General features: G+C 74.8%; 5 protein-coding genes. 4 read left to right on the top strand and 1 reads right to left on the bottom strand.

Going from position 1 to position 22,243, the window contains the following annotated elements; all coding sequences use genetic code 11:
* Positions 1–8: 8 nt before the first annotated feature.
* Entirely contained in the window at positions 9–1,523 is a 1,515-nt protein-coding gene (locus Ae505Ps2_RS20700; RefSeq protein WP_233147752.1) for an acyl-CoA carboxylase subunit beta, read from the bottom strand.
* A 271-nt stretch (positions 1,524–1,794) separates the two neighbouring features.
* On the opposite strand from Ae505Ps2_RS20700, the gene Ae505Ps2_RS20695 reads away from it, so the two are divergent.
* From Ae505Ps2_RS20695 to Ae505Ps2_RS20680, 4 genes are read left to right on the top strand one after another with little or no spacing between them, the layout of a single operon-like run.
* Positions 1,795–3,036, top strand: coding sequence for an NAD(P)/FAD-dependent oxidoreductase (locus tag Ae505Ps2_RS20695; RefSeq protein WP_075306656.1), 1,242 nt, complete (start codon positions 1,795–1,797; stop codon positions 3,034–3,036).
* Positions 3,037–3,066: 30 nt separating this feature from the next.
* On the top strand, positions 3,067–4,236 hold the full coding sequence (locus Ae505Ps2_RS20690; RefSeq protein ID WP_139320199.1) for an aromatic ring-hydroxylating dioxygenase subunit alpha: 1,170 nt from the start codon (positions 3,067–3,069) through the stop codon (positions 4,234–4,236).
* A complete protein-coding gene (locus tag Ae505Ps2_RS20685) occupies positions 4,233–13,589 on the top strand; it encodes a type I polyketide synthase (RefSeq protein WP_075553894.1) in 9,357 nt (3,118 codons plus the stop codon). Before Ae505Ps2_RS20690 ends, Ae505Ps2_RS20685 begins: the two co-directional genes overlap by 4 nt.
* Positions 13,586–22,243 (top strand): SDR family NAD(P)-dependent oxidoreductase, encoded by an 8,658-nt coding sequence (locus Ae505Ps2_RS20680; RefSeq protein ID WP_075553893.1) that lies wholly within the window; start codon positions 13,586–13,588, stop codon positions 22,241–22,243. The genes Ae505Ps2_RS20685 and Ae505Ps2_RS20680 overlap by 4 nt, the downstream gene beginning before the upstream one ends.

Below are 22,243 nucleotides of genomic sequence, written 5' to 3'. Positions count from 1 at the left end.
CTGCGCACTCACTGGGGCGGGTTCCCGTGCCGCGCCGCGTCGCCGACGTGCTTGTCGCTCAGCATGTCCAGCGTCCGGTGGATCAGCCTCCGGGTGTCGCGGGGGTCGATGACGTCGTCGACCAGGCCTCGCTCGGCCGCGTAGTAGGGGTGCACGAGCTCCTGCCGGTACTGCGCCGTGCGTCGGGCGCGGACGCCCTCCGGGTCCTCGGCCTGGTCGATCTCACGGCGGAAGATGACGTTGGCCGCCCCGTCGGGGCCCATGACGGCCACCTCGTTGCTCGGCCACGCGAAGGACACGTCGCACCCGATGGAGCGGGAGTCCATCACGATGTAGGCGCCGCCGTAGGCCTTGCGGAGGATGACCTGGATCCGGGGCACCGTCGCGGCGCAGTAGGCGTAGAGGAGCTTCGCGCCGTGCCGGATGATCCCCCCGTGTTCCTGGCGGGTGCCGGGCATGAAGCCGGGCACGTCGACGAGGGTGACCAGCGGGATGTTGAAGACGTCGCAGGTGCGGACGAACCGGGCCGCCTTCTCCGACGCCGGGATGTCCAGCGCCCCGGCCTGGGCGAGCGGCTGGTTCGCGACGATGCCCACCACCCGCCCGCCGATCCGCGCGAGGGTGCACAGCACGTTGGGTGCCCAGAGCTCGTGGAGTTCCATGTGCTCCCCGTCGTCGACGATGTCCTCGACGACCTCCCGCATGTCGTAGAGCTTCGACGGGTCTGCGGGAACCAGGTCCAGGAGTCGTTCGCAGGTCCGCTCGGGCGGGTCATCCACCCGCGTCGCGGGCGGTGACTCGTCGCCGTGGGCGGGTAGCAGGGCGATCAGGTGGCGGACGTCGAGCAGGCAGGTCGCCTCGTCGTCGTGCACGAAGGTCGCGACGCCGGTCGTCGCGTGCACGTCGGCACCGCCCAGGGCATCGTGCCCGATCTGCTCACCGGTCACCGCGGCCACCACGTCGGGGCCGGTCACGAACATCTGGGCCACGTCGCGGACCATGAACACGAAGTCGGTCAGCGCCGGGGAGTAGGCAGCACCGCCCGCGCACGGCCCCAGCATCACGCTGATCTGGGGGATGACCCCCGAGGCGGCCACGTTCCGCCGGAAGATGCCGCCGTAGCCCGCGAGCGCCGTCACCCCCTCCTGGATGCGCGCGCCGGCCCCGTCGTTCAGCGACACGAGCGGGGCGCCGGCGGACAGCGCCAGGTCCATCACCTTGTGGATCTTCTCGGCGTGCGCCTCACCGAGCGAACCCCCGAAGATCCGGAAGTCGTGCGCGTAGGCGAAGACCGTCCGGCCGTGCACCGTGCCCCAGCCCGCGACGACGCCGTCGGTCTCGGGCCGCCTGCGGTCCATCCCGAACGCGGTCGCCCGGTGCCGCCGCATCGGCTCCACCTCGACGAACGACCCCTCGTCGAACAGCAGGTCGAGCCGCTCGCGCACCGTCAGCTTGCGCCGTGCGTGCTGCCGGGCGGTGGCCTCGGCCTCCCCCTCCACGACGGCGGCGCGGCGGCGGTGCAGGTCCTCGACCAGCCCGCGCAGCGTAGGTGGTGCCGTCTGGTCGGACGGACGGTTCTCCACGGCGGTCACGGGCCGCTCCTCTCTGTTCCACGGTTCGCGCCACCGACGCTAGGACGCGGCCGACCACTCCCCCGCGCAGTTCTGAGCACTCCCCCGGCGGCTCGTCCCGACGCGCACTTCTGAGCGGTCGCCCCGGCGCGGCGTGCGTACCAAGGGCACCGGGACACAGTCGGGCACCTCGCCCGGCGCCCGACCGAGGAGGAGCACCAGCATGTACGACGCGATCATCGTGGGAGCCCGGTGCGGGGGAGCCCCGCTGGCCATGCTGTTGGCCCGGCGCGGCCACCGCGTGCTCGTCCTCGACCGTGCCGCGCTGCCGTCGGACACCGTCTCGACCCACTACCTCCACCAGGCCGGGCTAGCCCGGCTCCAGGCATGGGACCTGCTGGACGAGGTCGTCGCGGCCGGCACACCCGCGTCCCGGTCGATGCACTACGCGCACCGCGACGTGACGATGATCGGTTTCGCCGACCCCGTCGACGGCATCGACGCGGTCTACTGCCCGCGCCGGGTGGTGCTCGACGAGATCCTCGTCAACGCGGCACGCCGCGCCGGTGCGGAGGTCGTCGACGGCTTCGCGGTGACCGACGTGATCTGGGACGACGGGCGGGTCGTCGGGGTCCGGGGGCGCTCGGGCTCCGGTACCGAACAGGAGTTTCGCGGAGCGCTCGTCGTCGGGGCGGACGGGGCCCATTCGACGATCGCGAAGCGCGTCGGTGCGGAGACCTACAACGTCCGTCCGGCCGCGGGGTTCACCTACTACTCCTACTTCGAGGGTCTCGACGACTGGGGCATGCACCACCGGACCGGGCACCACGGAACGTGGGCCGGGACGTGGCCCACGAACGGTGGCCAGCTCGTCGCCGTGATCGGGCGCAAGGACCTGCTGCGTGAGTTCCGTCAGGACGTGCCCCGTCACTTCCAGGCCGTGCTGGACGACGTCGCCCCCGAGCTCGGCGAGCAGATGCGTGACCGCGGCCGGGCGCTGGAGCCCTTCGTCCCGATGCGGTACCCCGACAACTTCTACCGTCAGGCAGCCGGTCCCGGCTGGGCCCTGGTGGGCGACGCGGGCTACCACAAGGACCCGCTGACCGGCTGGGGCATCACCGATGCGTTCCTGCAGGCCGAGATGCTCGCCGACGCGGTCACCCGGTCCGCGTCCGGCGAGACCGACCCCTCCGCGGCACTCGCCGAGTACGGCAAGCGCCGTGACGAGGACACCGCGGTGCTCTACGACTACACCACGACCGTCGCCGAGCTCGACGAGCTGCCGCCCTTCTTCCAGGCGGTCCTGGAGGCCGCCGGATCCACCGAGCGGTGGACGACCGCGATGCTCGGCTGGATCGCCGGCGGGGTCCCCGACCACGAGATCTTCTCCCCCGAGGGGCTCCAGGCCCTCTACGACGACGCCGGCCTCCCCGAGGAGCGGCGCGTCTACGACCCCACGGCCTGACCGTCACCCGCCCGCCGCGAGGAGCCCACGATGACCAGCGTCCCCAGCATGTTCGACCGCATCGGTGAGCAGGATCCCGACCGCGACTACTTCGCCACCGGCGGTACCGGCCGCTCCCACGAGTTCTACACCGGCGAGGAGCAGTTCCGCCGGGAGATGAAGGAGATCTACGGCCGTCGTTGGCTCCCCGTCGACCACGTGTCGCGGCTCGGCGACAAGGGCAGCTACACGACGCTCGACATCGGCACCGGCTCCATCCTGCTGATCCACGGCGACGAGGGTGTCCAGGCCTTCCACAACTACTGCCGGCACCGCGGCTACAAGCTCGTCGAGGAGCCGACCGGGCGGCGCCAGAGCATCGTCTGCCTCTACCACTGCTGGGTCTACGACCGGAACGGGGCGTTGAAGAGCCTCAACGGCACCTATCTGGACCACTTCTTCGACAAGGGCGAGAACGGTCTGATCCCGATCCGCACCGAGGTCCGCTTCGGTCTGGTGTTCGTCAGCTTCTCCGACGACGCCCCGGACCTCGACGACGCGCTCGCCGAGTTCGGCGAGTTCGCCCGTGCCTACGAGCTCGCCGACCTCCAGGTCGTCCAGGCCAAGGACTATCCCGTCGCGTCGAACTGGAAGCTGGTCGCCCACAACGTCAACGAGAGTCTGCACTTCCCGACCGCGCACAAGGACCTGCACCGCGTCACGGACTTCGACGACGCGGGCACCTACATGCTCGGTGGGGACCTCGTGGGTGCCTGGCAGGTCATCCACGAGGGCTACAACTCGGTGTCCTCGACCGGACGCAGCGAGAGGCGCCCGATCCCGTCGGTTCCCGAGGGCGACCTGCAGAAGATCAACTGGATCACGATCCTCCCGAACCTGCTGTTCGGCTTCACCGCGGACTACGTGATGGCGCAGTGGGTGTGGCCGGAGAGCCCCGCGACCTGCACCGTCCGCCACTTCTGGCTCTTCCACCCGTCGGAGACCGCTCGTCCCGACTTCTCCCACGAAGCGGTCTTCGCCCTGTGGGACAAGGCCAACCACGAGGACTGGGAGCTGTGCGAGCGCACCCACCGGGGGCTGTCGAACCCGCTGTGGAGCCCCGGACAGCTCTCGCTCGACGAGGAGGTCGTGTCCCAGATCGACGCCTGGGTCGCCCGGGCCACCGACCCGGCCACCGGGGGAACGGGGACTGCGACGTGAGCGCCCGCTGCCACCTCCTGGGCGGGACGCGGGTCCTCACGCGCTGTGGTGACGCGCTGCTGGCGGCCGGGGCGACCGTCCGCGGTGTGTTCAGCGACGACCCGTTGGTCGAGGCGTGGGCGTCCGGACACGGCATCCCCTGCCGCCCGGCGTCGTCCGACCTGGTCGCCGCGCTGTCGGCCGAGCCGGCCGACTTCCTGTTCAGCATCGTCAACCAGCAGGTCCTCTCCCCCGAGGTGCTCGCACTGCCGGCGATAGCGGCGGTGAACTTCCACGACGGTCCGCTCCCGCGCTACGCCGGCAGCAACGTCGCGGCCTGGGCGGTCTTCGACGGCGCGGTCCGGCACGCGGTGACCTGGCACGTCATGGCGGAACAGGTCGACGCGGGGGCGGTGCTCGCCGAGCGGTGGTTCCCGGTACGGCCCCACGCGACCGGCCTGTCGCTCACCTGGGAGTCCACCGAGGCGGGAATCGCGCTGTTCGGCGAGATCGTCGACGACCTCGCACGGCGGTCGCTGCCGACCCCGGTCGACGTGGCCGGACGTGACCGGCGGTTCCACCCGCGCTCGGCCCGGATGGACGACGGGCTCGTCCACCCCGGCACCCCGGCCGACCGGGCGGAACGGCTGGGCCGGGCGATGGACTTCGGCTCCTTCCCGAATCCGCTGGGCATCCCGGCTGTGCTGACCGGCGCCGGGGCGGTGCTGTGCCGTCAGCTGCGCGCGGCCGCGCGGGACGCGCACCGGGCCGCTCCCGCGGTCGCCGCCGTTCTCCCGTCCTCGATCACCGTGTCCGGCACCGACGCCGACCTGGTCCTCTCGGACTTCCTCGCCCCGGACGGCAGCAGCCTGTCCGGGACCGCCGCGGCGCAACGGCTCGGGGCGGTCGTGGGCGCGCCGTTGCCGCCCGTCGACGCGCCGCGGCTCGCCGCCGTCGCCGCGACGCTCGATGCGGCGCGCCGGCACGAGACCTGGTGGCGGGACCGGCTCGACCGGATCCGTCCCCTCCCGATCGCCGCCGGCGACTTCTCCGCCGCGACGGCCCACTACACCCGGCTGCCGTTGGCCCTGGTGCCCGCCGCGCCCGAGGAGACCGCTGTCGTCGAGCAGTCCCTGTTGCGCGTGCTGTCCCGGCGCACCGGTTCCCGGAGCTTCGACGTGGCCTGGTCGACGGCCGCGGCGCAGGAGTCGGGACGGATCACCTCCCAGCTGGTGGTGGAACGCGTCCCGGTCCGCTGGGACGACTCGGACCGCCACGCCTTCGAGCGCGCCTGCGCCGAGGCCGACGAGCGGGTGGGCTACGTCGCCGACCTGGAGATCCGCGCCGGGCTCGCTCCCCGCCCGCTCGGCTCCGACCTGCCCTCCTTCACCCGGGCGGCGCTGCTGCGCCGCGAGCACGAGCAGGACGCGTCCATCGACTCGGACACCGAGGTCGCGCTGGTGTCGGTGGCGGGGACCGCCCCGCTGCTGTGCGTGCGCGCGACGTGGCTGGACGGGGCCGCCGCGCTCGAGCTGGCCGAGGAGGTCGAGGAGGCGGCCCGCCAGGCACTCGCCGGCACCGAGCCGGCCGAGCACGTCGTCGCGGTCCCCACCGCGGACCCGCAGGAGGATCCCGCACCGGCACCGACGGTGCTGGACCTGTTCGACGCCGTCGTGGCGAGCCGCCCGAACGCGGACGCCGTCCGCTGTGGAGGACGGACGCTCAGCTACACCGAGCTGGACCGCTGGGGCGACGCGGTCGCGGCCTCGCTGTACGAGGCGGGCGTCGGCCCGGGCGACGTCGTCGGGGTCCTGTCCGACCGGGGGCCCGACCTGCTGCCGGCGCTGCTCGGTGTGCTGCGCTGCGGCGCGGCGTTCCTCCCGCTCGACCCGGGATTCCCCCGGGAGCGGCTGCAGCGCTACCTGGAGGTGGCAGGGGCGGGCCCCGTCCTCGTCGACGAGGCGTGCGAAGGACTCGGCCGTGAGCTCGGCGAGGTGCGGCGCATCGGACCCGACGACGGGCGGGCGCTCGCCGTCCCGCCCGTCGTGCGACCCGGTGACCTCGCCTACGTGCTGTTCACCAGTGGTTCCACCGGTGAGCCCAAGGGCGTGGAGATCGAGCACGCCGCGCTGGGCAACTTCCTGACCGGGATCGCCGGTGTGCTGGGGAGCGCCCCCGGTGACCGCGTCCTCGCCCACACGACACTGGCGTTCGACATCTCGTTGCTGGAGCTGCTCCTGCCCCTGACCACCGGCGGCAGTGTGGTGCTCGCCTCGCGCGCCGAGGCCTCGGACCCGGCGCGGTTGTCGGGGCTGCTGGCCGACGTCGTCGTCGCCCAGGCGACCCCCAGCCTCTGGCGCATCCTGCTCGACGCCGACTGGACACCGCACCCGGATCTGACGGTGCTGTCCGGTGGCGAGGCCCTCCCCCGGTCGGTCGCCGAGAAGCTCCTGGGCGGACGAGCCCTGTGGAACCTCTACGGCCCGACCGAGGCGACCATCTGGGTCTCCTGCGCCAGGATCGACGATCCCGCCGTGATCGGCCTCGGGGCGGCCCCGCCCGGGATCGGGCTGCACGTGCTCGACGACGACCTCGCACCGGTCGCCCCAGGAGGGACCGGGCAGCTCCACCTCTCGGGTGCCGGGCTCGCCCGCGGCTACGTGAACCGCCCCGATCGCACCGCCGAGGTGTTCGTGCGAGACCCGCGCAGCGGCGCCCGGTACTACCGGACCGGTGACCTGGTCGCGGTGCATCCCGACGGCGGCCTGGAGTGGCTCGGACGGGTGGACGCACAGGTCAAGGTCCGCGGGTTCCGTATCGAGCCCGGCGAGATCGAGGCGGTGCTCGAACGCCACCCGTCGGTCGGCTCCGCGGTCGTCGTGGCGACGGCCTTCGAAGGCACCGGCGAGCCTGCGCTGACCGCCTACCTCACGACGAGGGGCGACTGCGACCGCGAGGATCTGGTCGCGGCGCTGCGGCGCGAGCTGCCCGGTTACATGATCCCCGCTGCCTTCGTCCCGATCGAGCGGTTCCCGCTCACCGGCAACGGCAAGATCGACCGGGCACGGCTGCCGGTCCCCACCCGGGACACCGTCCTGCGCGCCGGAGTCGCGCGGCCCGCGGTCGCGCCGCCGGCGGTCGAGCCCGTCCTGCCGGTCGAGACCGCCCGACCGGCAGGAGCCGTCGCAGCACCGGCCCCGGCCGATCCGGTGGCCGTGACCGGCGAGGTGCTCGGCGAGGTGCTGGGCATCGGGGCGCTGGGGGCGACCGACGGCTTCTTCGACCTGGGCGGCAACTCGATCACCGTCGTCACTGCGGCCACCGCACTCACCCGCCGGCTCGGGACCGCGGTCGGGCCGACGGACATCCTCGCGACCGGAACCCCGGCGCGACTGGCCGAGCTCCTCGGCCTGTCCGGGCCGTCCCGGGGGACGGCCGACGTCGTCGCCGGTAGGAGCACGCCTGCGCCCACCGCGGCCCACACCCCGTCACCGACGACGGACACGGGCGAGCGCGGCGTGCCGTCCGTGCCGGTGCACGACCGGCACGCGGCGGTACCTCCACGGGAGACGGCCGCCGACGAGCCGATCGCCGTGGTGGGCATGGCCTGCCGGTTCCCCGGCGCGGCCACCCCCGACGAGTTCTGGGCGTCCCTGACCGCCGGTCACGTCTCGATCGGCACGGCCCCGGTCGGGCACCGGGGCTGGGGCTCACTGTGGTCCGACGACGACCCGACCACGGCCGGCTGGCTGGCCGGCGTCGAGCTGTTCGACGCGGACCGCTTCGGGATGTCGGACCGCGAGGCCCGCCGTACCGACCCGCTGCAGCGGCTGCTGCTCACCGTCACCGCGGAGGCCGTCGAGTCGGCCGGGCACGATCCGGTGTCCCTCGGACGTCGCACCGGGGTGTTCGTCGGGACCATCGCCAGCGACTTCGGTGAGCTCGTGGCCGCCGCTGACGGCCACGCCGACCCGCACGCGGCGACCGGCTCGGCGATGGCGCTGCTCGCGAACCGGGTCTCCCACGTCTTCGACTGGACCGGCCCGAGCTTCTGCCTGGACACCGCATGCTCCTCGTCCCTGGTCGCCCTGCACCAGGCGGTGCTGCAGCTGCGCGCCCGGCAGAGCGACGCGGCCGTGGTCGCGGCGGCCAATCTCATCCTCACCCCGTCCAAGTCCCGGTCCTTCGCGCGCAACGGGATGCTCTCGCCGCGCGGCCGCTGCCGGGCGTTCGACGAGGAGGCCGACGGGTACGTCCGCGGTGAGGGCGCCGCCGCCGTCGTCCTGAAGCGGTACTCCGACGCCGTCCGTGACGGCGACGCCGTCCGTGACGGCGACGCCGTCCTGGCCGTGGTCCGCGGCGTCGCGGTGAACCACACCGGTGCCAGCACCGGATTCCTCACCGCTCCGAACGGGCCGGCCCAGACCGAGGTCGTCCGGGAGGCGCTGTCGGCCGCGGGGATCGGCCCGCACGGCATGGGCTACGTCGAGGCGCACGGCACCGGGACCCGCCTCGGCGACCTGGTCGAGCTCGAGGCACTCGGCGATGCCCTCGGCCCGGCCGCCGCAGGATCGGTGCCGATCGGCTCCGTGAAGAGCAACATCGGCCACCTGGAGCCCGCCGCGGGGCTGGCGGGTCTGATCAAGACCGTGCTGGCCCTGCAGGCCGGCACGGTTCCGGGGACGCCCGGGATCGAGACCCCGAACGCCCGTTTCCGGTTCGAGAACTCGCCGCTGTTCGTCCCGGACCGGACCGTTCCCTGGACGGGTCCCCGGGTGGCGGGGGTCAGCAGCTTCGGGTTCGGCGGGGTCAACGCACACGCGGTGCTCGCCGCCGCCCCCACCGCGGTGCACGACGACGACGTCCTCGGGCTGCTGGTGCTCTCGGCCGGGTCGGAACGTGCGCTGCACCGGCTCGCCGAGCGGTTCCTGATGCTCCTGCGGTCCGAGCACCGTCCCGCGATCGCGGCGTTGTGTGCCACCGCGCTGCGCCGTCGCCACGGTCACCACCGGTTCGCCTGCGTCGTCGACTCGGCGGAGCAGGCGGAGGACAAGCTGATGCTGTTCCTCACGGGCAACCGCGACAGTCGGTCGAGCCACACCGGGGTCACGAACCCCACGGCGGCGACGGGGACGTTCTCCGTGACCGGCGTGGACCGCACGGACCTCGACGAGGCGGCGAGGCGGTTCGTCGCGGGTGAGCACCCCGTGGTCACCGGACCCGCACGCACGGTGCGGATCCCGACGGTGCCCCTGGAGGAGCGCCACCTCTGGATGGAACGTCCGGCCGCGGCCCCCGCCACGATCACCGCAACGGCGCGGCGCGGGGGGCCGGCCCATCCCGGCGCGGCCCTGGGTGCCGTCGGATCGTTGTTCGGTGGGCTCCGCGAACGGGAGTGGGCCGACCTCCCCGAGGCCGAGGGTCACGTGGTGCTGGGGTCCCGGGTGCTGCCGGGCGCGGCGTACCCGCAGAAGGTCGTGGACCTGCGCGGAGGGCTGCCCCTCGCGCTGCAGGACATGACGTTCCGGGCCGTGGTCAGCCCTCCCACCGGTCTGACCGGGCGGCTCGAGGACGGGGCCGTCCGGTTCCGCGACGACGCCGGGGTCCTGGTGTGCGACGCCCGGCTGCTCGACACCGTCCCGGCGCGGCCGGTCGTCCCGGCCCCGTCCGACGGTGTCCCGGCCGATGTCGCCGCGTTCCATCTCGACCTGGAGCGGCACGGACTGCACTACGGCGAGCGGTTCCGCTGCCTGCACACACTCGTCGTCGGCGACGGGGTCGCCTCCGGCGAGCTCGCGCGGGTCGGCGACGGCACCGCGGCCCTCGAACCGACCCTCATCGACGGCGCCTTCCAGGTCGCGCTCGCCGCCTGCGGCACGTCGGGCCTCTACGTGCCGTTCTCCGTGCAGCGGCTGGCCGTGTACGGGCCGCTGCCCTCGCGGGTCACCGTGCACGCACGACGGGTCGACCGCGGCACCGGGGAGGACCGCACCGTCACCGCGGACATCACCGTCAGCGCGGACGGGCAGGTGCTCCTGCGGGCCGAGCGGGTCACCTGGACCCGCCTCACCGCGACGGAGGGCACCGCACCCGGGAGCGACGCGACCGGGTCGGCCGCGGACGGTCCGGGTCCCGGCGGGACGACCGTGCCGCCACGGGCACCCGCGACGAACGGGGCACCGGCCGCCGGTCCGGTGCGGGACACCGGCGGAGGGAGCCGGGTGCCCGCGGGCGCGCGGGACCTCGGGACCGCTGTGGCGGAGTGGGTCGCCCGGGCGTTGGAGGTCGATCCCGCCGAGATCGAGCCCGACCGGCCGCTGCAGGACCTCGGCCTCGACTCGATGCTGGCCGTGTCCGTCGCCCAGGACCTGCGGGACCGGCTCGGTGTGGCCCTTCCGATGACGCTGGTGCTGGAGGTCGGCACGCTGGACGGGCTGGTGCGGGAGCTGGCCGAGGTCTACGGCGTGACGTCCGCGCCCGGGTCCGTCGGCGACGCCGGGGCCGACGGCGGAGCCGGGACCGGTGGGGCCGCCGGGTCGGATCGCACACCGCCTCCGACGCCGGTCGACCCGCCGGTCGCCGCGCCACCGGATCCCGCGCCGCCGGCCCCCGCCCCGGCGGCCCGGAGCACCGGGCAGGGTCCGCGAGGTCCGGTGTCCGACGACCGCGACCTGCACGACATCGCGATCATCGGCGTCGACGGGGTGTTCCCGGGTGCCGGGGACGTCGACCGGCTGTGGGATGTGCTCGTCGAGGGCCGCGACTGCCTACGCGAGGTACCCGCAGACCGTTGGAACCTCGACGAATACTACGCGACCGACTCGACCCCCGGCACCGTCTACCTGCGCCGTGCGGGGTTCGTCGACGACCTGGAGGGGTTCGACGCGTCGTTCTTCCGGGTCGCACCGGCCGACGCGGGCTGGATGGACCCACAACAGCGTCACCTGATCCAGTCGGCCTGGCGGGCGCTGGAGGACGCCGGTCTGTCGGGGCGTACCGCGGACACCACCGTCGGCGTCTACGTCGGCGCCAGCTACCAGCACTACCGCGACCAGGTCGTGGGTGACGTGGTCCAGACCGCCGCCGGGCTCGGCAACCACAACGCCATGCTGGCGAACCGCGTGAGCTGGTTCATGGACCTGCACGGTCCCAGCATGACCATCGACACGCTCTGTTCGTCCTCGCTGGTCGCCCTGCACACCGCCGTCCGCAGCCTGCGTGAGGGCGAGTGCGGCATCGCGCTCGTCGCCGGGGTCCACATGGCCCTGTCGCCGCAGTACTTCCAGCTCGGCTCGCGTCTGCGGTCGTTCTCCCCCACCGGGTCGTCACGGGCGTTCGACGACGGCGCCGACGGCTTCGTCCCGGGAGAGGGTGTGGTCACCGTGGTGCTCAAGCCGCTGCGCGACGCACTCGCCGACGGGGACCCCGTCCACGCCGTCGTCACCGGCACCGCGGTCAACCACGGCGGCCGGGCCGCCGGGCTGACGGTGCCCACCACCAACGCCCAGCGCGACGTCGTCGACGCCGCCCTGCGCGACGCCGGCGTGTCCCCGGACTCCATCTCGCTGGTGGAGGCGCACGGCACCGGGACCGGGCTGGGCGACCCCATCGAGATCGACGGGCTGACCCGGGCATGGCGCCGGCACACCGACCGCCGCCAGTTCTGCGCGATCGGCTCGGTCAAGTCGAACATCGGCCATCTCGAGCCTGCCGCTGGCCTGGCCGGGCTCGTCAAGATCCTGCTCGCCCTCGAACACCGGACGATCCCCGCGACCCTCAACCTCGCCCGGCCGAACGACCACATCCGGTTCGAGGACACCCCGTTCTTCCCCGTGGTCGCCCCCCTGCCCTGGAACCGGGACGAGCGGCCCCGTCGGGCAGCGCTGTCCGCGTTCGGGATGGGCGGGGTCAACGCCCACGTCATCATCGAGGAGCCGCCGGCGCGCACCGCCCCCCTGCGTCCGGGCGAGCGGTCCGACGGTTCGCACCTGCTGCGGGTCACGGCGCCGACCGAGGACGGTCTGCGTGCCGTGGCCGCGGCCTACGCCGGCCATCTGCGGGCCCGGCCCGCCGACCGGGTCGACGACGTCGCTCGTACCGCCAACACCGGGCGGGCGGGGCACGGGCTGCGGCTGCTGCTGCATGCCCGCGGCCGGGACGGGATGGTCGCCGCCCTGGACTCCGTCGCCGAGGGTCGGGGGCCCGTGCCGGCACGTGCCCGCCGCGCGCGCACCCCGGTCACCTTCGCCTTCACCGGCCAGGGGGCCCAGTGGCCGGGTATGGCCCGGGAGCTCCGCCGGTCCGAACCGATCTGCGCGGCGGTGCTCGACGAGTGCGCCGCGGTCCTGCGCGGTCACCTCGACGTGCCGTTGGAGACCCTCCTGGAGGAGGATCCCCTCGTCGGGACCGACCGGGCCCAGCCCGCGATCGTGGCGACCCAGGTCGCCCTGGTCACGCTGCTCCGCAGCTGGGGTGTCCACCCCGACGCGGTCGTCGGTCACAGCGTCGGTGAGCTGACGGCCGCCTGGGCCGCGGGCGTGCTGGACCTGCCCGACCTCATGCGGGCCACCGCCCTGCGCGGACGGCTGATGGCCTCCGCGCCCGGGCCCGGCGCGATGGCCGTCGTCCGCGGTGACGTCGACACCGCGCGGGAGGCTATCGCGGCCCATCCGGACCTGGAGATCGCGGCCGACAACGGTCCCGGTGCGACGACCGTCGCGGGCCCGGCCGTCGCGATGGCCGCGTTCCTGGACTCGGGCACGGTGCGGGCCACCGCGCTGCCCGTCGCGCACGCCTTCCACTCGGCGGCGATGGCCGGCGTCGTCGGCCCGTTCGCCGACCATCTCGCGGGACTGGCGCTGCAGCCGCCGTCGATCCCGTTCGCCTCGACCGCGAGCGGGCGGCTGCACACCCCCGGGACCGCCACCGACCCGGCCTCCTACGCGGGAGCGGTCCGTGCTCCGGTCCTGTTCGGACCGGCGGCGGCGGAGCTCGACGCCCGTGTCCCGGACGAGCAGGACCACGTCTGGTGGGAGATCGGTCCACAACCCGCGCTGCTCCCGCTGCTGCGCCGGATCGCCTCCCCGCGCGACGGGCGGACCCGGTTCCGCTCCACGCTGCGCCGGGAGGAGGGCACGGCACCGCTGCACCGTGCCCTGGCCGACCACCACGACGAGACCGACGCGACGCTGGACCCGGCTGCCCACCACCGGGGCAAGCCGCACGTCGGCGTGCGGATCCCGACCTATCCGTTCGCCCGCATCCGGCACTCCGCCCTGCCCGACGCGTCCGTGGTGGGCGCCCCGGGCGACGGCGCCGCGGTAGCGGCCGGCCACCCCTTCCTCGACGGACGTTCCGGAGGCCTGGCGTCATGACCGACTCGCAGCTGCTCCAGCTGACCCTCACCGAGGCCGACCCGCTGGTCGGCGAGCATCGCAAGGACGGCAGGGCGCTGCTCCCGGCCGCCGTGCAGATCGAGCTGGCGCTGGTCGCCGCGGGCGGCACCGAGCTGCGGGGCGTGTCGTTCCGCAGGCCGGTCGTGGTGCCGCCGGACGCGCCGACGACGGTGCGGGTCGTCCGCTCCGGTGCGGGCGCCGGGTCCGTGCAGCTCCTGGCGGACGGGACGAGCGGACCGGTCGGGGCGGCGACCCCGGCCGCCGCCGCGTCGCCGCCCGGCACGGCACCACCCGCCGTGGCCGGTACGGCCTGGGACCCGCACCTGGTGTACGCGGCCTGGTCGGGAGCCGGCCTGGAGTACGGACCCTCCTACCGCACGCTGACCTCACTGGTCGTCGGTGAGGGGGCGGCGGAAGCCGTGCTGCACAGCGCGGACGCCCGTCCGTGGATCGGGCACCCCCTGCTTCTCGACGGGGTGCTGCAGCTGTCGTCGGTGGTCCTGCAGGAGGCGACGGCGCCGGGAGGACTGCGCCCGCTGTACCCGGTCGGGGTGGACCGGCTCGTGGTGCACGCACCCCTGCGTGGTCCGGAGGTGTCGGTCCGCGCGTGGCGCACTGCGCCGGCCGAGCACGGGACGGGCCGCTGTAACGCCGTGGTCCTCGACGGGACCGGCCGGGTCGTGGCCGAGCTGGTGGGGCTGCGGATGCGTGGGGTCCCCATGACGGCCGCAGCACCGTCGGAGGCCGTCACGGCCAGGACGCCGGTCCCTGCTCCTGCTCCTGCTCCTGCTCCTGCTCCTGCTCCGATGAGGGTTCTGCGCTGGTCGCCGTCCGGACCCGGTTCCGCACCGGCACCCGGCGGCCGCTGGGTGGTCCTGCACCACGGCGGCCCACGGTCCCCCGGTGCCGAGGCCGCCGCTGCGTTGCGGGCGGCCGGCTCCCGGGTGGACGAGGTCGCGGACGGGATCCCCGACCTCGACGGGCTCACCCGCCTCTGGGACGAGGCAGCTGCCGGCCGGCTGGACGGAGTCGTCATGGCGACCGCGGTCGGGGACCCCGCCGACGACGGGGAGCGGGACCTTCTCGATGCATTGCACGTCGTCCGGTCCCTCACCGAGCGTCGCCGGAAGGGACTGCGGCTCGTCGTGCTCACCGAGCGGGCCGCCGCGGCGGCCCCGGGCGACCGGCCCGACCCCGGCCGCGCGTCGGTCTGGGGGTTGCTGCGGACCGCGGCCGTCGAGTACCCCGGGCTGTCGCTGCGGATGATCGATCTCGCCGGCACCGGGACCGTGGGTGCCGATGATCTGGGGATCGGCCCGGCCGAGAGCGCGATCCGGGGCGGGGCACGACTGTGCCCCGCCTGGGAACCGCTGCCCGCCGGGCCCGGGACCGCCCTGCCGGTCCGGGCCGACGGCGCCTACCTCGTGCTCGGCGGGCACGGCGGGCTCGGGCTCGCCGTGGCGGAACGGTTCGCCCGTGACGGCGCCGGCGAGATCCACCTGGTGAGCCGGTCGGGGGGCTCGCGGCTCGCCCCGTCGGCGACCACCGCGATCGCCGCACACGGTGCCCTCGTCCGGTCGCACGCGGTGGACGTCGCAGTACCCGGCGCCCTCGCCGAGCTCGTCGCCGGACTGGGCGGGCGGCCCCTGCGCGGAGTCGTGCACGCGGCGGGGGTGCTGCGCGACGGCCTGCTGCGGGGTGTCTCCCCCGGGGACCTGCGCTCGGTGGTCGCGCCCAAGGCCGACGGTCTGCGCGAGCTCGTCGCCGCCGTCGACGGGGTCGAGCTGGACCTCGCGGTGCTGTTCGGGTCGGTGTCGGGCGCGTTCGGCAACCTCGGGCAGGCCGGGTACGCCGCGGCGAACGCCCACCTCGACGGTGCCGCCCACCTGCTCGGCGCACCGTGGATCAGCATCGACTGGGGGCTGTGGGGCGAGATCGGGATGGGTGTGGAGGTCGCCGCGCAGCTCCGCCGTCGGGGGGTGGAGCCGCTGGGCACGGTCGAGGGACTCGACGCGCTGACCGCCGCGGTCCTGTCCGGCGAACGACAGGTGGTGGTGGCCCACCCCGACCGAGCAACCGGTACCGAGGAGGTCCGTCCCGACGCGCCCCCGGCCGCGTCGGCCCGCCCGGCCGATCCGAGCCCGGCACCGCCGCCGGACGCCGGCACCGACCCGCTCACCGCCGAGGTCACCGCTGCGCTGGTCGACCGCCTGGGTGTCGAGGACCTGGCCCCCGACACCTCGTTCGCCGAGTTCGGCATGGACTCGATCACGAGCGTCGAGCTGACCGAGGCCCTCGGTGCGCGCTGGGGCCTGACCCTGCCCCCCACGCTCTTCCTGGAGCATCCCGACGTGCGCGGCGTCGTCGACGCGCTCCGCGACCGGCACGGCGTCGCACCGGCATCCGGAGTCCCCACACCGGACCCCGCTCCCGCGACCGCCACCGATGTCTCCCGGGCCGGACGGCCCGAGCCACGGCGGGAGCCGCCCGAGGGCGCGATCGCCGTCGTCGCGGTGTCCGGCGACCTGCCCGGCGCCGAGGACCTCGACGACTTCTGGGCGATGCTGCGGCGGGGCGACGACGCCTTCGGCCCCGTCCCGGCCGACCGTTTCGACATCGGCGAGGTCCTGCAGGACCGGGACACCGCCACGACCGGCACCTACTGCGGCAACGGCGCGTTCGTCCGCGACATCGACCGTCTCGACCCGCGGTTCTTCGAGCTCGCCGTCCGTGAGGTCGCCGAGATGGACCCGCAGCAGAAGCTGCTGCTGGAGCACGCCTGGTCGGTCGTGCAGGAAGGCGGAGCGGCGGACCGGCGCGACGTCGGTGTGTTCGTCGGGGCCACCTACACCCACCACCGTGACGCGGCCGGCCTCGACCGGGTCGGGCCGCACACCGCCCTGGGCTCGATGAACGCGTTGCTCGCCAACCGGATCTCCTACGCGCTCGACCTGACCGGGCCCTCGATGACCGTGGACACGCTGTGCTCGTCCTCGCTCGTCGCCCTGGAGCAGGCGGTGTCGGCGCTGCGGGCCGGCCGGTGCTCGACCGCCGTCGTCGCTGCCTGCCACGTCGGTCTCACCTCGTGGTACTACCGCAGTCTCAGCCGCCTCGGCGCGCTCTCCGCGGACCTGCCGCGCCCGTTCGACGCCGCGGCCGACGGGTTCGTCCCCGGCGAGGGTGCGGTGGCAGTCCTGCTCCGGCCGCTGGCCGACGCGCTCCGCGACGGCGACCACGTCTGGGGGGTCATCCGTGGGGTCGCCACCAACCACGGAGGTCGTGCGGGCGCCCTCTCAGTCCCGCGCAGCGCTGCGCAGGCCGACGTACTGCGGGCCGCACTCGCCGACGCCGGGCTCTCCCCGTCGTCGGTGGACCACGTGGAGACCCACGGAACGGCGACCCCGCTCGGCGACCCGATCGAGATCGCCGCACTGGCCGAGGTGTTCGGGCCGGACCGGGCCGCACCGGTGCTGCTCGGCGCGCTGAAGGGCAACATCGGGCACCTCGAACCGGCCAGCGGGCTCGCCTCCCTGGTCAAGGTGCTGCTGTCCCTGCGTCACGGCGAGATCCCGCCCGTCGCCGGACACCGTGGGCCCGGCGAGCGGCTCCGACTGCCCGCGGGCGTGCTGGCGATCCCCACCGCGTCGACCGCCTGGCCGGCCGGCGACCGGCCCCGACGGGCCGGGATCAGCGCGTTCGGCATGGGCGGCACCAATGCCCACGTCGTCGTCGAGGACTGGCCGGCGCCCGTCGCGACCGTTCACGACCCGGGCGCGGCCGGCGTCCTGCACGTGTCCGCGCACACGCCGGAGGCGTTGACCCGGCGCCTCACCGACCTGCTCGCCGCCGTGCACGACGGCCTCGACCCCGGAGTACTGCACACCTCGGCCGGGGTGGGCCGCAGGCACCTGGCGCTGCGGGTGGCGGTCGTCGCCCGCGGTGCCGAGGAGCTGGCCGACGGGCTGCGCCGCGCGCTCGGGTGCGGGCCGGGGTCCGTCGTGCACCCCGACGGGGCGGACGACACCGTCGCAGGACTCGTGCAGACCGCCCGGGTCTGGGTCGACGGCGGCCCCCGCGGCCCCCTCGGCCCGGGTGCCGCCGCGCGGCGTGCGCCACTGCCGTCCTACCCGTTCCGTACGCCGGCGACCCCCTCTCCGTCCACCGCCCCCGACCCGGCCGGAGCCGCCGCGCTGATCGCGGGACACGAGGTCTTCGGGCTGCCGACGGTGCCCGCGGCGCTGCTGCTGTCCCTGGGCCTCGACCGGGCCCCGGTGCTGCGTGACGTGGAGTTCCCCGCCCGAGGGACGGCGACGTCCCTGCCCGAGCACGACCTGGACGACACCATCGACGGTGCGGTCGCGACCCTGCACCAGCAGGGCCGGGTGATCGCCCGGCTGCGTCCGGAGCCCGGTCCGACGCAGGTGCCTGCACCCGACGTGACACCGTGCCCCCGCGTGCTCGACCCCGCCGGGCTGTACGCGTGGTTCGACACCCACGGCACCCGGTATGCGCCGGCACTGCGCCGCATCGGCGGTGTCCGGCACGGCGAGGGGGCGGTCGCCGCCGATCTGCTGCCGGGGGCGGTACCGGCGACCGACCGGGTCACCGCCGTCGACGCGGCGCTGCAAGCCATGGCGGTGCTGACCCTGGGAGATCCCACACTGTCCGACACCGCCCTCCTTCCGGTGGGCATCGGCCGGGTCACCGCGACCGGTGATCCCGCCGAGGCGCTCTCGCTCCGGTTGCGCTCGCGAGGGTGGCAGGACGGCACGCACGTCGCCGATGCGTGGCTGCTGGGCGTCGACGGCCCGGTCCTCGTCCTCGAGGGCATCCGGTTCCGACCGGTGGCCGGCGCCGGCGGAGCATCACCGCCCGCGGACGCCCCCGGGACGTCGCTCACTCCGGAGGGTCTGCTGGAGATCCTGCGCGGGGTCCTCGCCGACCCCTCGGTCACGGTGACCACGCCGCTGTCCGCGGTGGGGATGGACTCCCTGCTCGCCGGCGAGATCGCGGCCGAGATCGGGGCTGCCGCGGGCACCCCGGTGTCGGCGGTCGAGGTACTCGCCGCCCGCGACGGCCGTGCCCTCGCCGACGCGCTCGGGCTCGAGGTCGGCCCGTCCGCCACCCGGGAGGACGCCGCCCTCCGGTCCACCCACCCGGACCGCGCGGACGAGCAGTCCCTCGCTCCCCTGACCGCGGACCCCGCGCTCGTCGAGGCGGTGGAGGAGGCGGTGGCCCCCGCGGTGTCCGCGCGCAGGCGGCCACCCGTCGCACCGTCGGGGGACCGCCACGACATCGCCGTCATCGGCCTCGCGGGTGTCCTGCCCGGTGCCGACGACATCGACAGCCTGTGGCCGTTGCTGCGGGACGGGAGCGATGCCCTGCGCCCGGCGCCCGCGGATCGGTGGGACCGGCCGGACCGGCCGGTCGGCGGGTTCGTCGACGGCGTCGCCGGCTTCGACGCCGACCTGTTCGGACTTCACCCGCGCCAGGCCCGCCTGCTCGACCCGCAGGCACGGTGGCTGCTGCGCACGGCCTGGCAGGCGTGGGAGTCGGCCGGCGTCGACCCGACCTCCGCACCCCGCCGGACCGGGGTCTTCGTCGGTGCCAGCTACCAGCACTACCGCGAGTTCAACGTGGACCGTGAGCTGGACGCCGCCGCGGGCCTGGGGAACCACAACGCCTTCCTGGCGAACCGGGTCAGCTGGTTCTTCGACCTGCACGGCCCGAGCCTCACCGTGGACACCCTGTGCTCGTCGTCGCTGGTCGCGCTGCACACCGCCGTGCGCAGCCTGCGCGACGGCGAGTGCGACCACGCCGTCGTCGGTGGGGTGCGGCTCGCACTGTCGCCGCTGCACTACACGGCGATGACCAACCTGGGGGCGCTGTCCCCCAGCGGATCCCCCCGGGCGTTCGACCAGGACGCCGACGGGTTCGTCCCCGGGGAGGGCGCCGTGACCGTCGTCCTCCGACCGCTCCACGACGCACTCGCCGACGGCGACCCGGTGCACGCCGTCATCACCGGCACCGCGGTCAACCACGGCGGCCGGACGTCCGGTCTGACCGTGCCTGCGGTGTCGGGGCAGCAGGAGGTGATCACCGCGGCGCTGCGCGATGCCGGCGTGTCCCCCGACACCATCAGCTACCTCGAGGCCCACGGCACCGGGACCGCCCTCGGCGACCCGGTCGAGATCGACGCGCTCACCCGGGCGTGGGCCCCCCACACCACCCGGCGGCAGTACTGTGCGATCGGGTCGGTCAAGACGAACATCGGTCATCTCGAGCCGGCCGCGGGACTCGCGGGACTCGCCAAGATCATCCTCGCTCTCCGGCACGACACCCTTCCGCCCACCCGCAACCTGGACCGCCCCAACGAGCACATCCGCTTCGAGCGCACGCCCTTCCACCCCCTCCTCACCCCCACCCCCTGGCGCCGCAACGGCACCCCCCGCCGCGCCGCTCTCTCGGCCTTCGGCATGGGCGGCGTCAACGCCCACGTCGTCATCGAGGAGCCGCCGCCGATCGGGCCGCGCACGCCGGTCCCGCCCCGGGAACACGCGTTGCGGATCTCAGCGGCGACCGAGGAGGGCGTACGCCGACTGGCTCGTTCCTACGCCGACCGGATCGGCGAGACCGGCGACGACACCGGAGACGACACCGACCTCGCCGACGTCGTGCACACCGCCAACACCGGACGCGCCGAGCTCTCCCACCGCGCCGCCGTCGCCGGTGGGTCCGCGACCGAGCTGCGCGCCGGGCTGCTGGCAGTGGCCGACGGGACCGCCCCGGTGGTGTGCGGCGGGGGCGCTCCGCCACCGGTGGCGCCACGGGACCCGGCGGACCTGGTCGCCGCGGCACTGACCGGTGCCGACGGGCTGGACTGGTCGCTGTTCTCGGCACCGACCGCACGGCGGACCGCGGTGCCCGGTTACCCCTTCGCCGACGAGGACCACTGGAACACGGTCGGCCGGCCGCCGCAGGACCCGGTGATCGCACCGTCCGCCGCCCGTCCGGTGTGGCGCACGGCGTGCGTCCCGCCGGCCAGGCCCCCGGCCGGACTGTCCGTCTTCGTCGACGGGGGAACCGTCCCGCGGGAGACCCTGATCGCCCGACTCGTCTCCGACGGCTGCGTCCCCGCGACCGAGCTGTCCACCGCCGACGCCGTGGTCGTGCTCGACGACCCGGATTCCACCACGGCCACGTTCTGGGACCGGCTGCGCGGCGTCGCCGCCGGCCTGCGGACCGGCGCGGCCTGTCTGTGGGTGCTGCACGGCGCCGCGGCCGTCGGGTCGCAGGAGAGGCCCGAGCTGCGACCGTGGTCGGTCGCGCGCGGCGCCGCCGTACGCGCGGCGGCCGCGGAACGAGGCTGGTCGGCGGCCAGCGTGGACGTCCGGGTCGACGATCCCCGGGCGGCCAAGGCGCTGCCCGGCGAGCTGTACTCGCTGGTGACCGGGCAACCCGCCGAACCGGAGGAGCGGGCGCTGCGGTCCGGTGATCGTCTGCAGCGCAGCCACGAGCCGCTCCCGGAACCGACCCCCCGCGACGCCGACGCGTCCGGCTTCCACCTGGTCCTCGGCGGTCACGGAGCGGTGGGCCGCGAGCTCGTCGCGGCGCTGGCCGACCACGGGGCACGGGCGATCGGGGTGGTCGGCCGTTCGGCCGTCGAGCCGCCGACCGTCCCCGGTGCGGAGGTGGCCTGCGACCGCGCCGACGTGACCGACCCGGACGGGCTCGACGCCGTCGTGGCCCGGTTCGTCGAGCGGTGGGGGCCCCTGCGCGGGATCGTCCACTGCTCCGGGGTGGTGAACCCGGTGGGGGCGCTCACCCGCCGGAGCCCCGCGGACGCCGAACGGGTGCTCGCCCCGAAGTGCGTCGGTTCCGACGTGGTCGTCGCGCTCGCCCGCCGGCACGCCGCACGCTGGGTCGTACTGGTGTCGTCCATCGCGGGCTGGCTCCCGGAGGCGGGTCGCGGGGTGGTCGACTACGCCGCCGCGAACGCCTACCAGCTCGCGCTGGCCGAACGGGAGGACGGCCCGTCCCTGCGGGTGACCGCACACGCCTGGCCCGACTGGACGGGCACCGGCATGGCCGCCGATCCGGCCTTCGCCGCCCGCCACTCGCTCACGCCGCAGGAGGGCCGGGCCGCGTTCGGTGCCTCGTTCGACCTCGGCGGTGCGGTGGTGCTCCTCGGCTCCGCCACCCGGGCCGGCGACGGTGCCCCGGTCCCGGCGGCGCACGGCTCCCCTCACCAGGAGGTCGGGCCGAAGGGGGCCGCCGGCCTCGGCTCCGCGGCGCCGGATCGTGCACGGGCGGTCTCTGCGGTCTCCGGAGCGTTCCGGGCGGTGCTGGGCGAGGACCCCGGGGAGGTCGCACTCGAGGCACTGGGCCTGGACTCCATCACGGTCGCCGAGCTCGCCGCGGCGATCGAGTCCCGCACCGGCAGCCCGCTGGACCCCTCAGTGCTGTTGCGGGCCCGCGGCGTCGCCGACGTCGCCGACGTCGTCGCCGGCACGGCACCGCGCTCCCCGTCGACCACGACGGACCACACCCCCGCGGCGACGGCACCGGGGGCCGACCTCCGGACCCTGCTGACCGAACTCGACGACACCCCTCGCACGGACGGGAAGGCCTGA

Origin of the sequence: Pseudonocardia sp. Ae505_Ps2 (assembly GCF_001932425.1) — a bacterium.
Lineage (GTDB): Bacteria > Actinomycetota > Actinomycetes > Mycobacteriales > Pseudonocardiaceae > Pseudonocardia.
This window is presented reverse-complemented; position numbering and strand designations above follow the sequence as displayed.

What these genes read in the sequence shown, in the direction of transcription:
- Ae505Ps2_RS20680 (WP_075553893.1), top strand. Translation starts at nt 13,586, where the DNA reads ATGACCGACTCGCAGCTGCTCCAGCTGACCCTCACCGAGGCCGACCCG.
- Ae505Ps2_RS20690 (WP_139320199.1), top strand. Translation starts at nt 3,067, where the DNA reads ATGACCAGCGTCCCCAGCATGTTCGACCGCATCGGTGAGCAGGATCCC.
- Ae505Ps2_RS20695 (WP_075306656.1), top strand. Translation starts at nt 1,795, where the DNA reads ATGTACGACGCGATCATCGTGGGAGCCCGGTGCGGGGGAGCCCCGCTG.